The 15,299-nt window shown below is 58.9% G+C and carries 12 protein-coding genes and 1 pseudogene; 6 read left to right on the forward strand and 7 right to left on the reverse strand.

The window, feature by feature from the left end; all coding sequences use genetic code 11:
• Positions 1-264: 264 nt before the first annotated feature.
• The 3 genes and pseudogenes from AB4N44_RS03130 to AB4N44_RS03140 all read right to left on the reverse strand — a co-directional run bounded on the left by AB4N44_RS03130 (position 265) and on the right by AB4N44_RS03140 (position 3,203).
• A complete protein-coding gene (locus AB4N44_RS03130; RefSeq protein ID WP_150776686.1) occupies positions 265-669 on the reverse strand; it encodes an acyl-CoA thioesterase in 405 nt (134 codons plus the stop codon).
• A 127-nt stretch (positions 670-796) separates the two neighbouring features.
• Complete coding sequence (locus AB4N44_RS03135; protein WP_460110267.1) at positions 797-1,546, reverse strand: hydroxypyruvate isomerase family protein; 750 nt, start codon at positions 1,544-1,546, stop codon at positions 797-799.
• 92 nt (positions 1,547-1,638) lie between these two features.
• A pseudogene (locus tag AB4N44_RS03140) lies at positions 1,639-3,203 on the reverse strand (carbohydrate porin).
• A 168-nt stretch (positions 3,204-3,371) separates the two neighbouring features.
• On the opposite strand from AB4N44_RS03140, the gene AB4N44_RS03145 reads away from it, so the two are divergent.
• The 6 genes from AB4N44_RS03145 to AB4N44_RS03170 all read left to right on the forward strand — a co-directional run bounded on the left by AB4N44_RS03145 (position 3,372) and on the right by AB4N44_RS03170 (position 10,209).
• The gene (locus AB4N44_RS03145; RefSeq protein WP_160040140.1) at positions 3,372-4,646 is read left to right on the forward strand and encodes an ABC transporter substrate-binding protein; all 1,275 of its coding nucleotides are present in this window, start codon (positions 3,372-3,374) and stop codon (positions 4,644-4,646) included.
• Between the two features lie 21 nt (positions 4,647-4,667).
• Complete coding sequence (locus AB4N44_RS03150) at positions 4,668-5,630, forward strand: carbohydrate ABC transporter permease (protein ID WP_460110265.1); 963 nt, start codon at positions 4,668-4,670, stop codon at positions 5,628-5,630.
• Entirely contained in the window at positions 5,627-6,469 is an 843-nt protein-coding gene (locus AB4N44_RS03155; RefSeq protein WP_160040144.1) for a carbohydrate ABC transporter permease, read from the forward strand. The genes AB4N44_RS03150 and AB4N44_RS03155 overlap by 4 nt, the downstream gene beginning before the upstream one ends.
• A 27-nt stretch (positions 6,470-6,496) precedes the next feature.
• Positions 6,497-7,642 (forward strand): ABC transporter ATP-binding protein, encoded by a 1,146-nt coding sequence (locus AB4N44_RS03160; RefSeq protein WP_460110263.1) that lies wholly within the window; start codon positions 6,497-6,499, stop codon positions 7,640-7,642.
• A complete protein-coding gene (locus tag AB4N44_RS03165) occupies positions 7,639-9,141 on the forward strand; it encodes a glycoside hydrolase family 32 protein (RefSeq protein WP_460110261.1) in 1,503 nt (500 codons plus the stop codon). The genes AB4N44_RS03160 and AB4N44_RS03165 overlap by 4 nt, the downstream gene beginning before the upstream one ends.
• Before the next feature lie 75 nt (positions 9,142-9,216).
• A complete protein-coding gene (locus tag AB4N44_RS03170) occupies positions 9,217-10,209 on the forward strand; it encodes a LacI family DNA-binding transcriptional regulator (RefSeq protein WP_150775974.1) in 993 nt (330 codons plus the stop codon).
• A 57-nt stretch (positions 10,210-10,266) separates the two neighbouring features.
• Here the strand turns inward: AB4N44_RS03170 and AB4N44_RS03175 are convergent, their stop codons facing one another.
• The 4 genes from AB4N44_RS03175 to AB4N44_RS03190 all read right to left on the reverse strand — a co-directional run bounded on the left by AB4N44_RS03175 (position 10,267) and on the right by AB4N44_RS03190 (position 15,180).
• Positions 10,267-12,669 carry a TonB-dependent receptor gene (locus AB4N44_RS03175; RefSeq protein ID WP_460110259.1) on the reverse strand — a complete coding sequence of 801 codons (2,403 nt, stop codon included), beginning with the start codon at positions 12,667-12,669 and terminating at the stop codon, positions 10,267-10,269.
• Positions 12,670-12,736: 67 nt separating this feature from the next.
• Positions 12,737-13,684, reverse strand: a complete 948-nt coding sequence (locus tag AB4N44_RS03180; protein ID WP_460110257.1) for a FecR domain-containing protein — start codon at positions 13,682-13,684, stop codon at positions 12,737-12,739.
• On the reverse strand, positions 13,684-14,193 hold the full coding sequence (locus AB4N44_RS03185) for a sigma-70 family RNA polymerase sigma factor (protein ID WP_038361341.1): 510 nt from the start codon (positions 14,191-14,193) through the stop codon (positions 13,684-13,686). The genes AB4N44_RS03180 and AB4N44_RS03185 overlap by 1 nt, the downstream gene beginning before the upstream one ends.
• A gap of 87 nt (positions 14,194-14,280) precedes the next feature.
• Positions 14,281-15,180: a helix-turn-helix domain-containing protein gene (locus AB4N44_RS03190; RefSeq protein WP_460110255.1), complete on the reverse strand. Its 900-nt coding sequence runs from the start codon at positions 15,178-15,180 to the stop codon at positions 14,281-14,283.
• Positions 15,181-15,299: the final 119 nt, after the last annotated feature.

A 15,299-nucleotide genomic window follows, 5' to 3' on the forward strand; every position in this document is an offset into this window, starting at 1 on the left:
TTTTGCATACATTCCATGTTCATGCGTAATCCCTTGAGCAATCAAAAATCGCGTCTGTAAACGCGACATCAAGAAGGGGGGAAGCGAAATAATACTTTGCACATTACTGACGTATTAGCTGCGTGTCGATGGTCCGCTTTTGGCCGATTACTGCCAGTCACCAACGCTGCAATTGCCCCATAACTGCCGGTGAGGAACGGTAGATTTTGGCCACAACCGGACACTCGACAGCCCCCCGAAACTTTGTTGAGTCCGTCTGATCGTCTACGAAAGAAGCGCTCGCAACGGAGCTGGAATGGGTACAACTTCCTTACTTTCCGGTGAGACACAAACGTGTGTGACATTCGCGGTAAATGACAGCACGCCTTCGCCTACAACCCCCTCAACCAAAAAAGTAAAAGAGTGCTCGCCCAACCTGGCCACGCCAACTTTAATAGTCATTTCGTCATCCCACGTCAGCGGAGACAGCAACTCGATCGACATCGCACGCACCGGCGGCAATATATTAAAACTCATCACCGCTCTAAGCCCCGGCCCCCCTACCCATCTGTCGAGTGCTACACCAATGGCCTCTACAGCAAAATGTGAGAATCGCGGGGTGTAAACCACCCCTGCCGGATCACAATCTCCGAACAAAATAGTTCGACTTACAAAAACCGCATCAGGCATTAACTCCCCCCTACTCGCCAGCGTCAGGCCGATATCGATGAGTTCTTCTCGCTCGGCCATCAAGGGCTTCTGCCTTTGATGGCGGCGATTTACCTATATCTGCGATTCAAAGATTTCTGTCTAGAACCTAAGCACTTAGCTGCTTAAACCAGTCAAGACTCGCAACAGTAGTTCCAGAAGGACGGTATTCACACCCGATCCATCCGGCGTAGCCGCGTTGCTCCAGCGCCGCGAACAAGGCAGCAAAGTCGATATTCCCCGTTCCCGGCTCGTGACGCCCCGGGTAATCGGCTATTTGCACATGCACGGTTCTGTCATAGAAACGCGCCAGCACATCGGCTGCGTCTCCGGTCAAAAGCTGGGCATGGTAAAGATCAAGAATCAGCCCGACACTCGGGAAGGTCTCCAGTACCTGTTGCGCCTTGCTGAAGTCAGACATGTAATAGCCCGGCATCGCCTCCGCGCTGATCACTTCGATCAGCGGCCGCAGCCCCTGGTCTTCCAAGTACTTGACCGCATATTCCAGGTTGCCCGCGTAGGTTCGCTCAGCGTCATTCTGCGTGGTAACGCCCGACATGATGTGGACATCCGCACACGCCAAGGTCTTTGCGTAGCGGGCGGCCTGGAGCAACCCGTCACGAAATTCCTCTCCCCTGCCCTGTAACGCGGCGATGCCTTTGGTAACGCCAGCCGGGGCGGCGAACTGAATCAACGGCAAACTGTATTGGGCTAGATGGTCGGCAAGCAGACTGGCGTCGAATTCGTACGGCGACGGGAACTCCACTGCCCGGAAACCGGCGACTGCGGCGGCTTCGATGCGCTGCAGAAAAGGCAATTCATTGAATTGGAAGCCGAGATGAGCATTGAACTTGAGCATTGGTAATTATCCATCCTGGGAAGAAACGACATCATCAGCCTGGAGCATCCTTCGCCGCTCCAGCACTGCACTATCGCAAGTACGTTCAACGATTAAAACCAGGTTTCCATCTGTATGCCGTATTGCCACACCCCTCCCGCCTGGAAGTCGGACATGCCAAAGGCGTCTGTAGTACTGAACCTGTCCAGATCCGAAGACCAGTTCATGTAGCTGGCGAACACTCGCAACTCTGGACGCGTGAGTAGATCACCAACATCAAGCTTGAATGTCGGTGCGACCGTGAATTTCCAGAAGTTACCATCGACCGCATTACGTTGTAGATAGCCCTTGGGATCGAGATTCATGGTTTGCCAGCTCATTTCGTAGGCCATTTCGAAGTTGCTGTTGATTTTGTTGGCCAAGCGCACGTTCAGGGTCAGCCAGCGATAGTCGTCACCTTTGACGTATCTGTCCTTGCTCTGTTCGGCCAGCAAGCTGGGCCCGATGCGCCAGTCAGAGGTCAGCGGGGTCTCACCGTAGAGCGCCAGACGCAGCGCGCGGGCGTCGTCGATCAGTTCACCGTCCGAGCCAACGTTCTTGACCTCTGCCCCCAGACCTTGCCCATAGAGCAGCGCCGTTTTGAAGAAGCCTTCCCTGCCGAAAAAGGTTTTCTGGTGATTGGCCAGCATGCTGTGCAAACCGCTATCCGCAGGCGTCAAACCGGCCTTGTTGGTGTGGGTGCCGACATCGTTTTTCTTGGCACCGATGGCGTTGTACATCCACTGCCACTGGCCATCCTCAAAGAACTGGTTGGAGGTCAGGATGTAGCTTTCCATGTCGGCATTAATTCCGCCTTGACTGAAATCTCCGTAGCTACGCCCAATCAACGAGTAATTGGAGCGCCAATCCTTGTTCATCTGCACATCGTAAATCCCACCGCCGGTGCCGGCCAGGTAAACGACGTCGGAGTCCAGCCAGTGGATATCGAAATTATCTCTATCGAAGCGCTTGCCCGCCCCAGCGTAGCGTTCTCGAAGACTGAATTGCCTTTGAACGCAGCGACATGGTCGAGCGTTGTGAATACCTGGCGTACGTTGAGTTTGCTTTCGTCGGCCGTCCAGTCATTGGAGCTTTCCACACCGTCGGCGATAGAGACCGTGAACTTGGAACGGGTGCCGTTTTGCGCATAGAGCTCTTTCGACAGGTCGATGCGCATGTAGGTGTCGTCTTCGTTACCGAGTCGCCCGACTGCACCACCCACCGAGCCGGCCGGCGTTGTGTAAGGGCCGCCACGCCCGCCACCCAGCCCCTCGTCGACCAACAATCCGGAGCGCGCATAGCCGTTGAAGCTGAATCCATCGGTGAGGTTCCCGGTACTGCCCTCCTTGTCCAGGCTTTGCTGACGGGCTTCGAGTTTTGCCAGTCGGGTGTCCAGAGCCGGTGCGGAAATGGCTGTTGCGTTAGATGCGACGGGTTGCAAGGGCGGCGTCGCGCGTTTGACCTGCTGCAATTCCCGGGCAAGTGCCTGGGTCTGCTGCTCGGCCGTGGCCGCACGCTTTTCCGCTGCGCTGGCACGCGCTTCAAGTGCGGCCATGCGCTCTTCCAGCGTCGCGGCCTGAGAGGTCGCCGCAGAGGTGCCGAGCACACCTGCCAATAGCCAGCCTGTTGCTTTGTGCATATGAAATCCCTGTTTTGTTTTTATTGTTGGTTGACGCAAACGGCCGTTTTTTGCGTGCGTTGCGAGTTGCCGCAATCGACGAAAAAAAGGATGCCTCCTCGCAAATACGCTGCTACATTTGGCGATGTTAACGTTAACTTTTCTAAAAACAAAAATAAAGGACGCTCGATGAAACACCTGAAATCGCTCCTGCCAGTCGCATTGATCACCCTGTCTGCCGCACTTCCATCCGTGTCGAACGCAACCGATCTGACGATCTCCTGCGGTGCGGTGGGTGCGGAGTTGCAACTGTGCAAAGAGGCCGTCGAGACATGGTCGAAACAGACTGGCAACAACGTCGAGGTGGTCTCCACGCCTAACTCGGCAACCGAGAGGTTGTCGTTCTACCAGCAGATCCTCAGTGCGCAGTCCACCGACATCGACATCATTCAAATCGATATGGTGTGGCCGGGGATGCTGGCCAAACACCTGATGGATCTGCGTGAAGTGCTTCCCGCCAACGCGACCCAAGGCTACTTCCCGGCACAGGTCGATAACGCCACGGTCAACGGACGGCTGGTGACGATGCCGTGGTTCACCGACTCGGGGCTGCTGTATTACCGCAAAGACTTGCTTGAGAAATACAACAAGCCGGTTCCCCATACGTGGGAGGAAATGACCGCTACCGCCAGGGACGTGCAACAGGCTGAGCGCAGCGCTGGCAACGCAAATCTGTGGGGTTATATCTTTCAGGGACGTGCCTACGAGGGGCTGACGTGTAATGCGCTGGAGTGGATCAGCAGCCAGCCGCAAGGCGGACTGATCAATCAACGCGGCGACATCGTGGTCAACAGTCAGGCCTCGAGAGCGGCGTTGACCCTGGCGAAAAGCTGGGTCGGCGACATCTCCCCGCGTGGCGTGCTCAATTACACCGAGGAAGAAGGACGTGGCGTATTCCAGTCGGGCAATGCGCTGTTCATGCGTAACTGGCCTTATGTCTGGGCTCTGGTGCAAAGCCAGGACAGCGCCGTAAAAGACCAGGTCGGCGTCGCTCCCCTGCCCCGCGGCGGCGAAACCGGCGAGCATGCCTCCACCCTCGGTGGCTGGGGCCTGGCGGTCTCGCGTTATAGCGCCCATCCCAAACTTGCCGCCGAACTGGTGAGCTACCTGAGCAGTGCCCAAGAGCAAAAACGTCGAGCGCTGAAAGGCGCCTACAACCCGGTAATCGAGTCGCTGTATCAAGATCCCGAGTTGCTCGCGGCCATGCCTTATTACGCTCAGCTGCACAGCATTCTCAACGCTGGGGTCATGCGCCCCGCCGCCATCACCGCCGATCGCTATCCACGGGTCTCCAATGCCTTCTTCGATCGGGTGCATGGCGTGCTGGCGGGCGAGTTGCCCGTCGATCAGGCACTCGCCGAACTGGAAAGCGAACTCACGCGCATCAAACGCCGGAACTGGTAAGCCACAAGGAAGGAAATCACCATGTCTGTCTCTACGACCCATGCCCCCTTTGACGAGCTGCTGCTCACGAGGGAAACGCCTGTACAACGTCGCCGGGTGCGCGCTGCCTGGCTGTTTCTGACGCCAATGCTGGTCTGCCTGGCCCTGGTGGCTGCGTGGCCGCTGCTGCGCACATTCTGGTTCAGCCTGACCGACGCCAGCCTGGCGGACACCGGTGGCGCAACCTTCATTGGCCTGAGCAATTATCTGCTGTTCAGCGGTTCCGGCTGGTCGGGCATCCTCGTCGATCCACAGTGGTGGAATGCGGTGCGCAACACGTTGTATTTCACGGTGGTCTCGGTGGGACTGGAAGTCGTCCTGGGGCTGTTGGTGGCGTTGCTGCTGAACATCAAGTTCACCGGCCGTTCGCTGGTGCGTGCGTTGATTCTGATTCCGTGGGCGATTCCGACGATTGTCTCGGCGAAGATCTGGTCATGGATGCTCAACGACCAGTTCGGCATCATCAATCACCTGATGCTCAGCCTCGGCCTGATTGACGCCCCGTTGGCGTGGACGGCAGATGCGGACCTGTCGATGTGGGCGGTGATCATCGTTGACGTCTGGAAGACCGTGCCCTTTGTCACGCTGCTGATGCTGGCGGCCTTGCAGATGTTGCCGAGCGATTGCTACGAAGCGGCCAGGGTCGATGGCATTCACCCGCTGAACGTGTTCTGGCGTGTCACGCTGCCACTGTTGATGCCTGCACTGCTGGTGGCGGCGATCTTCCGCATCCTCGATTCCCTGCGGGTCTTCGACGTCATCTATGTGCTGACCTCGAACTCGTCGAGCACCATGAGCATGTCGGTGTATGCCCGCCAGCACCTGGTGGAGTTCCAGGACGTCGGTTACGGCAGCGCGGCGTCGACGCTGTTGTTTCTGGTGGTCGCGGTGATCGCCATGCTTTATCTCTACCTCGGACGCCGTCAAATGGAGGTCCGCGCATGAGCCCGCGCCTGCTGAAAAAAGCGCTGTTGCGCCTCGGCTTCTGGTGCCTGATCGGGGTGTTGCTGCTGTATGCGGTTTTCCCGTTCTACTACGCCATCGTGACGTCGCTGAAGCCCTCCAGCGCGTTGTTCGAGGTGAGCTACTGGATCGAACATCCCGACTTCTCCAATTACGCGGCGATCCTTCACCAGGCTTCATTCCTGCGAGCGATCGGTAATTCGCTGGTGGTTGCGCTGTGCGTGGTGACGCTGGCGCTGTTCCTCAGCCTGACCGCTGCCTATGCCTTGGGCCGGGTGAAATTCCGTGGGCGTGGCACGGTGTTGATGATGGTGCTTGGCGTGTCGATGTTTCCTCAGGTCGCGGTGCTGTCGGGACTGTTCGAAGTGATCCGCGCCTTGGGTCTGTACAACACGTCGTGGGCGTTGATCCTCAGCTACACGATTTTCACCCTGCCCTTCACTGTCTGGGTGCTGACCACGTTCATGGGACAACTGCCCCATGAACTGGAGGAAGCGGCAATCATGGATGGTGCGTCCCCTTGGGTAACGCTGACCCGCGTGCTGTTGCCGCTGCTCTGGCCCGCCCTGGTCACCACCGGTTTGTTGGCCTTCATCGCCGCGTGGAACGAGTTTCTGTTTGCCCTGACGTTCACCCTCACCGACAGCCAACGCACCGTGCCGGTCGCCATCGCCTTGATTTCCGGCGGCAGCCCCCATGAGTTGCCTTGGGGCTTGTTGATGGCTGCCTCGGTGCTGGTCACCGTCCCACTGGTGATTCTGGTGCTGATCTTCCAGCGCCGAATCGTATCCGGTCTCACTGCCGGCGCGTTAAAGGGTTGATGCCCAACAAAGACAAGGAACCGCATCGTGATGAAATTGAAACTGGACAACGTGAACAAACAATTGGGCGGCGCGCGGATTCTTCGCGACATCAACCTGGAGATCGCTGCAGGTGAATTCGTGGTGTTCGTCGGCCCTTCGGGCTGCGGAAAGTCGACGCTGCTGCGCCTGATCGCCGGACTGGATTCGATCTGTGCCGGCGACCTGCTGATCGACGGGCGGCGGGTCAACGACCTGGAACCGCGCGAGCGTGGCGTCGGCATGGTGTTTCAGTCCTATGCGCTGTACCCGCACATGAGCGTCTACGACAACATCAGTTTCGGTCTCAAACTGGCCAAGACTGAAAAGAGCAGCTTGCGCGAGCGCGTACTGAAAACTGCACAAATCCTGCAATTGGACAAACTGCTGCAACGCAAACCGAAAGAACTGTCTGGCGGGCAACGTCAGCGTGTGGCCATGGGCAGGGCCATGGCGCGGGAGCCGGACATTCTGTTGTTCGATGAGCCGCTGTCCAACCTGGATGCTTCATTGCGGGTGCAGATGCGCAACGAAATCGCCCGACTGCATGCCCGATTGGGCTCGACCGTGATCTACGTCACTCACGACCAGGTGGAAGCGATGACCCTGGCCGACAAAATTGTCGTGCTCAATGGCGGCCATATCGAACAGGTCGGCTCACCGCGCGAACTCTATGAGCGCCCCGCGAGCAGCTTTGTCGCCGGTTTTCTCGGTTCGCCGAGAATGAATTTCCTGCCGGCACGCCTGCATGCGCCGGGCGAAACCAGCCTGGTCGATACTCCCGTTTTGGGGATGGCCACCCTGCCCTTCGACAGCTCGAAGCTGGCGGCGGACGCCTCGCTGAGCCTGGGCGTTCGCCCGGAACACTTGTCGCTCAAAGCGGCGCCGGGAAGCGCTGGCGTCGTCGTGACCGGGGTCGAATACCTCGGCAGTGAAACCTATGTGCACCTCGATACAGGTCAAGACGAGCCATTGATCTGTCGTTGTGAAGTCAACGCCGGATGGCAGACAGGCGATCGGGTCGAGCTGCAACTGGACATCGACAAGATCCACCTGTTCGACACCGACGGCACGGCATTGAAGCGCCACCCGCACGCCATTGAATCCGTGGCGGATGACCTCTCTCGGCGCTCAATCCGAGCACACGCGCTATGACCTTGTCTTTGAATACCCAGAGCGATCCCATGTCTTCGACCCTTGACCTTGCGCAGCGCGCACTGGCTGACAGCCAGTCTCGCGTCATCGAGGATTATCGACCCGGTTATCATATTGCCCCGCCGGCAGGCTGGATGAACGACCCGAACGGTGTCGTGTACTTCCGTGGCGAATATCACGTGTTCTATCAGCATCACCCCTTCGACGCGAAATGGGGCCCGATGTATTGGGGCCACGCCAAGAGTGCCGATCTGGTGCATTGGCAACACCTGCCCATTGCGCTGGCACCCGGCGATGACTGCGACCGCGACGGCTGCTTTTCCGGTAGCGCCGTGGTCTGTGGCGATACCCTGGCGCTGATCTACACCGGGCACACCTGGCTGGGGGAAGTGGGTGACGAGCGCTTGATCAAACAGGTCCAGTGCCTGGCCACCAGCAACGACGGCATCCGCTTCATCAAGCATGGCGCTGTCATCGACAGCGCGCCGCAAGACACCATCATGCACTTCCGTGACCCCAAGGTCTGGCAGGCGGATGGCTATTGGTACCTGATTGCAGGCGCACGTCTGGGCGACAGGCCGCTGCTGCCGCTGTACCGCTCCACGGATCTGCACGTCTGGGAATTCCTCGACTATGTGTCCGCCGGCAGCGAGGGCGATGGCTATATGTGGGAATGCCCGGATCTGTTTCGCCTGAATGGACGCGATGTGCTGCTGTACTCACCACAAGGCATGCAAGCCGACGGTTACGATCGGCTCAACAAGTACCAGACCGGTTATCGAGTGGGCCAGCTCGATAACCAATGGCACTTCACGGGCGGGCCTTTTATCGAGCTGGATAACGGCCACGATTTCTATGCGGCGCAAACGCTGTTGGCCGCCGATGGTCGGCGCCTCGTCTGGGCGTGGCTGGACATGTGGGAAAGCCCGATGCCGAGCCAGGCCCATCACTGGTGCGGCATGCTCGGATTGCCACGCGAACTTGAGCTGTGCGCCGAGCGCCTTTGCATGTATCCGGCCCGGGAGCTCAGCGCGCTGCGAATGACGCAATTGCCGGGGGCGCCGTGGTGGGAAGCGTCGGGAACCCGCTGGGTGCCGGAGGTAAACGGCGACATGCTGGAAATCCATGTGCATCTCGATTTGCTCGGCTGCACTGACGGCCACCTGGGAGTCGCCCTCCGTTGCAGCGACGATGGCCGTGAAGAAACCCTGCTCTATTACGATGCGTCACTGCAGCGCCTGGTGCTTGATCGCAGCCGCTCGTGTGCGCAAGTCACCGGCCAGCGCAGCGTCTCGATAGACCCGACACAAGAGCGACTGGAACTGCGCGTGTTTCTTGATCGCTCGTCCATCGAGGTGTTCGACGAAAACGGCCGCTTCAGTCTCAGCAGTCGCCTCTATCCGCGCACCGACAGTCTGGGTGTGAAGCTGTTGGCAAGTGGGTGTGGCGGCCGCGTCTCGATTGCCAAGGCATGGCCGCTCGGTTCTGCATGGTCATGAGCGGCGTCATTCGGGTCGCGAGAAGCCCGGGCCCTGTGTCATGATTCTGCGTCAACCTGACCGGCCGCACTTCGCATGACTTCAGTGAAAGACGTTGCACAACTGGCCGGCGTGTCCCTGATGACGGTGTCTCGAGCGCTCAATAGTCCGGAAAAACTGAGCCCCGAAACCCTTCTACGGGTGCGTCGTGCCATTGATGAACTGCAATTCGTACCCAGCCTGTCAGCGCGCAAGATGCGCGGTGACAACCTGCAGTCGCGCACCATCGGTGTGTTCGCGCTGGACACTGCGACCACGCCCTTCGCGGTCGAGTTGCTGCTGTCCATTGAGCAGACCGCGCAACAGGCCGGCTGGAATGTCTTTATCCTCAACCTGCTAAGCAACCCGCCCACCGACCAGAACATCGACCTGATGCTGTCGCACCGTCCGGACGGTCTGATCTTCAGCGCCATGGGGTTTCGCCAGGTCAGCATTCCCGAGCGCTTGAAGAGCAAGCCTCTGGTGCTCGCCAATTGTCTGGCAGATGACAGCCGCCTCGTCAGCTATGTACCCGACGACGAAATGGGCCAGTATCGCGCCGTACACCACGCGTTGAGCCTCGGCTACAAGCGTCCTCTGTGTATCAATCTGCCGAAACAGAGTCTGGCATGGGGGCTGCGACAGAAAGGCCTGCAGCGTGCCTGTAAGGCATTCGGCCTGGCGCCGGACACGCTCCTGCAATACGACCTTTCCGATCATGATGCCTACAGTGAAACAGCCGCTATCCTCGACCGACATGTCATTGATGGTCGTCCCCAATTCGATATTTTGATTTGTGGCAACGACCGCATTGCCTTCTGTGCCTATCAACTGTTGTTGGGGCGTGGGCTGAAAATTCCGGACGATGTTGCTGTGCTCGGCTACGACAACATGATCGGCATTGCCGAGTTGTTCATCCCGCCGCTGACCACGGTGCAACTGCCGTACTACGAGATTGGGCGCCAGGCTGCACGGCATCTGATCGAGACCCTTGAGCTATCGGGAACTCAGCGAGTTGACTGTCCATTGGTGGTCAGGACATCACTCTGAGAGTGGTGTTGTTCGCTGATTGCATTCCCGATTGCTTTTTTGATTTGCCGAGTGAAATCAGAAGTCCACTGTCGCTGAAAGTAGATAGGTTCTCGGTGTCGACAACGTCAACCCCGGCTCACTGTCATCCGAAGCGCCTGCCGAACTCCAGTAGCGCTTGTCCAGCACGTTCTCGACATTGGCGCGCAGGGTGACGGTTTTCTCATCGACCTTGAAGGCGTACCGCGTACCTACGTCGAAGCGCTCCCAAGCGTCGATTTCCTTGTCGTTCGACTGATCCAGATACTGCGAACTCGAATAGATGCCCCGCGTTGTCAGCGTCAGCCCCTGCACAGTCGGCACGTCCCACTCTGCGCCCAGATTGACGTTGTATTTCGGCGTCGCCGGCGCGCGATTGCCGTCGAAGGTGCCATTGGTGGTCTTGGTCAATTCGCTGTCGATGTACATCACGCCGCCGAGCAAGCGGAAGCCTTTGAGCGGTTCGCCGAACACGCTCAGCTCCACGCCATTGTTCTCGCGCTTGCCATTGGGCCCGAAGACTCGCGTGGTGGCGTTGGTTTCGTAAGCCGGTTGCTTGATGCGAAACACCGCAGCGGTCAACGCGTAGGCGCCGGCATCGTACTTGGCACCGACTTCAACCTGACGGCTGATAAACGGCGGGAAGATTTCGTCTTCGTTTATGGACGTCGACGGCGCGATCTTGCCTTGGCTCAAGCCTTCCATGTAGTTGGCGTACAACGACAGCTTGTCAGTTGCCTTGAACAGAATCCCACCCGAAGGCGAAACCTTTTCTTCGTCGTAAGCGGTGTCACCTTTGACGTCATCGCTCCAGTCGTCGACTTTCACCCGCTGCCAGCGCGCACCGAGGGTCAGCAGCAATCGATCGTCGAAAAAGCCCAGGGTGTCGGACAGTGCTACGCCGCTGAAGCGGTTTTCCGTGTAGACCTTGGCGTCATTACGTGTCGGCGTACCGGGTTTGGCGGTTTCCACCGGGTCATACAGGTTGCTGCGCCCTGCCGCGTAACGCGCGCCGCCGTTCTCGAAATCCATGTAGAAGTAGCTGGCCGCGAGGTTGACCTCATGGCTCACTGGCCCGGTGTGGAACCAGTTGCGCACGCCTGCCGTGGCCGTGCGCACGTTTTCGTCGCGGGTGAAGTCGCGCGGTTGCACGCTGAAATCACCGGCATCGTTGGTAACGGAAACGGCGTGGCGCAAGAAGTCATGATTACTTTTGCGCGCGCCGACGCCGCCGTACAGCATCACCGAGTCATTGACGTCGAACTCGGCGTTGACTGTGCCGAAGGTGTCCTCGGTTTTCGCCTGAGTCCACGGTTGCGCGTAGTTGCGATGCACCTTGTTCGCGCTCGGAACCTTGGCATTGGCCGCGACCTGCACGCGCTCCTGCGGCGCGTCGGTGTCGCGTTCGGTGTGGCCGATATCGGTCGAAAGTCGCAAGCGCTCACCGCGAAAATCCAGGCCGAGCACGGCCATGTCACGGTCGACGCTCTGGTGATCCCACTCGGTATCACCGGATTGTTTGACGCCGTTGAAACGCAGGCCGAACTGGTTGTCCTCACCGAACCGCCGGCCGACATCCACCGCGCCACCCACCTGATTATTCGACGCGTAATTGGCCGTCAGCGAAGTGATCGGTTTGTCGGTGGCTCGCTTGGGCACCACGTTGATCCCCCCGCCTACGCTGCCCCGCGGCGAGATGCCGTTGATGAGCTGGCTCGGGCCTTTGATGATATCCACACGATCGGCCATTTCCATGTCAATGGTGTACGTCGGCAGCACGCCATAGAGCCCGTTGTACGCCACGTCGCTGTTGAACAGGCTGAAACCACGGATGGTGAACTGCTCGTAGCGACCACCGGCCGGGTTGGTCGCGCGCACCGACGGATCGCTGGAAATCAGATCGCCCAAGGTGCGCGCCTGCTGATTCTTCACGGCTTCGCTGGTGTAGGTGGTCATGCTGAACGGGGTTTCCATGAAGTCTTTCGACCCCAGCAAACCCTGCGAGCCACGGCGCGCGACTTGGCCGCCGGCAAACACATCGGCATCGCTGGAACCGGTGGCACCGAGAATCGACGTCGGCGCCAGTTGCAGGCTGCCGGCCTCCGGTGCAGGCACCAGGGTGTAAGCCTGATCGCCCACCGGTTGCAGTTGCAAACCAGAACCCAGCAACAACCGGGTAAACCCCTCCTCCACGCCAAACTCGCCGGACAAACCATTGCTGCTGCGCCCGCTGACCAGCGCCGGATCCACCGACAGATTGATCCCGGCCAACCCGGCAAAGCGGGTCAGTGCGGCGCTCAAACTACCGGCCGGCACCTGGTAACTGCGCCGAGCGGCGTCTTCGGCCCAACTGGACTGGATCAACACAGGGCTGGCACTCAGGCTCAGCAGGAGGCTCAACTGCAACAACGGACGCAAACGACTTGGGAATACTGCGGGCATTGGAAGAAGCTCTCGATTTTGTTCACTTACCTGCAATGACCGGTGAGGCGAAAAAAAGGGACAGGCTTCAGACGATATTTTTTCGCGGCGCCAGCGTTACCCAGAAACGCGTGCGCGAATGAACCTCCAATGGCAGGCTCGCCGCCAGCAGCGCCAGCACTTTATCGGTGTCGTCGAGACGGAAACTGCCGGTGACACGCAGACTTTCAAGTGCTGGCTCCCAGCGCAGAAGCCCCGAGCGATAACGGCTCAACTCGCGCAGGAAATCCCCCAACGGCTGGTTTTGCGCCATCAACACACCGTCACGCCAACCCGGCAGTTGGGCGTCGAACAGCGCGATCGGTCCGGCGCCGGAGGCCTGCAAATTGACCTGTTGCCCGGCGTTCAACTGCAGCGCCGGCCCGTGCAACGGCTGCAATTGCACCGAGCCGCTGACCACCGACACGTTGCAGTCACGCTCGTTGAGGCGCACGCAGACTTCGCTGCGGCTGACAATGATCCGACCGTACGGCGCGTTGACCGTCAATGCCGTGCTACCCGGAACGTTGAGCGCCATTTCGCCACGCACCAACGTCAACTGACGGCTGGCCAGATCGACGTTTACCGCACTGGCAGTGTTCAGTAGCAAGGTGCTGCCGTCGGCCAGCCGTGTTCGCGTGTGCTCGCCGGTAGAAGTCTGCAAATCCGCGCGCCAGACGTCGAGTGGCAACTGGCGACTGATCAACCACGCCGCAGGCACCAAAGCCGCCAGCCCCAGCGCCCTTTTCAATGCTGCCCGCCGCGCCAGATCCGGGCGATCGAGTGTGGCCATGGCCAATTCTGCTGGCAGACTGGAAAAGCGCTGGCGCAGTAATTGAATCTTCTGCCAGGCGTTTTCATGGCGGCTATCGCTGTCGCGCCAGTGCTTCAGTCGCATGTGATCGGCTTCACTGGCCTCGCCGGATTCGAGCAATGCCAACCACTGTGCAGCGGCACGCGCCACTTCACGCGCTTCGGTGTTGGGTGCGACACGCATCATAGATCCAGCATCAAACAATGCTCGTAAGCCATTGCCATATAACGTTTTATACTGCGTTCAGAAACCTGCAAACGTTCGGCGATTTCACGGTAACCGAGGCCTTCGAGCTGACTCAGGAGAAAGGCCCGACGCACCGCTCGCGGCAAACCATCGAGCAGCTCATCCAGCGCTTGCAGGGTTTCCAGCAGCAGCCAGCGCTGCTCGGGCGACGGCACGCATTCTTCGGGCAATTGCGCGAGGGCTTCGAGATAGGCCTTTTCCAGACTGCGGCGGGTGTAGAAATTGCTCAGCAGGCGTTTGCCGACTGTCAGCAAATACGCCCGCGGCTCACGCATATCGGCAATCGGCTGAGCGCTGCACAGCACGCGCAAGAAGGTATCCTGGCTCAGGTCCGCCGCATCCCAGGCATTGCCCATGCGCCGCCGCAGCCAGGTTTCCAGCCAGCCTCGGTGATCGCGATAGAGTTCGTGCAGGTGCTGCGGCGATGGCGTCGCTGCTTCAGTCATCTCAAGAGTCCTGCGCGAAGTCAGTTTCAAATGAGAGTGATTCTATTTAACTTGCGCGCCGACACAAAGCCTTTTTATCCACGGCATTCATGAGCGCTTCAGCGTCTCGCTCGGCAACTCCTTGAACAACGCCCGGTAACTGCTGGAAAACCTTCCCAAATGCCAGAACGACCACTGCATCGCCACCTCGGCCACAGTGGTTTCCGTGGGCCGGCGCTTGAGCAATTCACGGTGTGCACTGTTCAACCGACGCAAGCGCAGCCAGTGACTTGGCGTCATGCCGGTGTAGGCCTTGAAGGCTTGTTGCAATTGCCGCAAAGGCACCCCCGCCACGTGCGACAGTTCGAGCAGATTGACCGTGTCTTCCGGCGAATCCGCTGCCCACTCTCCAACCCGTTTCATGATCATTCGTTCTTCGGTACGACGCTGTAAGCCACCGCGATCGAGGCTGGCATGAGCGTTGTCGAGAATGAACAAACAGTCTTCGAGCAGTTGCTTTGTCAGCGCATCTTTATCGAGAAGATCAACAGCTTGCGACACCTTCGTGAGAGTCGAGCTTAACCAGCGACTGAACAAAGCGTTCTGCCCGCAATTGAGTTGCGTCATGAACAACCCTTCGAGTTTCGCCACATTCAGACCGTGCTGACGGACAAACTCCGGGCCGAACACGACGGCGATTTCCTGGTAGTTCTCCGGGGTGATCCAGATATTGCGGCTCTCTTCATTGAGCAAATAAAGCGCGTTGTCGCTGCGATCAAAACAGAACGCCAGAGCACCCGATGGCGCGCTGAAATTCTGCTCGACGCGGGTGTTCATCTGCTCTTCATAGACCTCGACACCCTGCAGATCCAGATAGCGGATCTGCCCGGCGAAGTGCCCCGGCGACATCTGTTGGTAATGCTGGACCCAGCCCGGTGTGGCGCGGACTTGCTCGGCCACATCGGCGGTGTTGAAAGCTTGAACCTGGAGCGGATTGCACGTTGTCATGGGGTGACCTTACGCACTCTTTTGGTGCGCTTTGGTGCTGCTTAAAGTGGATAGATGGAACTGCAAGGCTCGCCCAAGATAGTCGTCAACGCGCCACAGGGGAAGGGGCGGAAGATGAA

It is taken from the genome of Pseudomonas sp. S3_C06 (assembly GCF_054667675.1).

Coding starts and splice junctions, on each gene's coding strand:
- AB4N44_RS03130 (WP_150776686.1), bottom strand. CDS start 669: ATGCCTGATGCGGTTTTTGTAAGTCGAACTATTTTGTTCGGAGATTGT.
- AB4N44_RS03135 (WP_460110267.1), bottom strand. CDS start 1,546: ATGCTCAAGTTCAATGCTCATCTCGGCTTCCAATTCAATGAATTGCCT.
- AB4N44_RS03145 (WP_160040140.1), top strand. CDS start 3,372: ATGAAACACCTGAAATCGCTCCTGCCAGTCGCATTGATCACCCTGTCT.
- AB4N44_RS03150 (WP_460110265.1), top strand. CDS start 4,668: ATGTCTGTCTCTACGACCCATGCCCCCTTTGACGAGCTGCTGCTCACG.
- AB4N44_RS03155 (WP_160040144.1), top strand. CDS start 5,627: ATGAGCCCGCGCCTGCTGAAAAAAGCGCTGTTGCGCCTCGGCTTCTGG.
- AB4N44_RS03165 (WP_460110261.1), top strand. CDS start 7,639: ATGACCTTGTCTTTGAATACCCAGAGCGATCCCATGTCTTCGACCCTT.
- AB4N44_RS03170 (WP_150775974.1), top strand. CDS start 9,217: ATGACTTCAGTGAAAGACGTTGCACAACTGGCCGGCGTGTCCCTGATG.
- AB4N44_RS03175 (WP_460110259.1), bottom strand. CDS start 12,669: ATGCCCGCAGTATTCCCAAGTCGTTTGCGTCCGTTGTTGCAGTTGAGC.
- AB4N44_RS03180 (WP_460110257.1), bottom strand. CDS start 13,684: ATGCGTGTCGCACCCAACACCGAAGCGCGTGAAGTGGCGCGTGCCGCT.
- AB4N44_RS03185 (WP_038361341.1), bottom strand. CDS start 14,193: ATGACTGAAGCAGCGACGCCATCGCCGCAGCACCTGCACGAACTCTAT.
- AB4N44_RS03190 (WP_460110255.1), bottom strand. CDS start 15,180: ATGACAACGTGCAATCCGCTCCAGGTTCAAGCTTTCAACACCGCCGAT.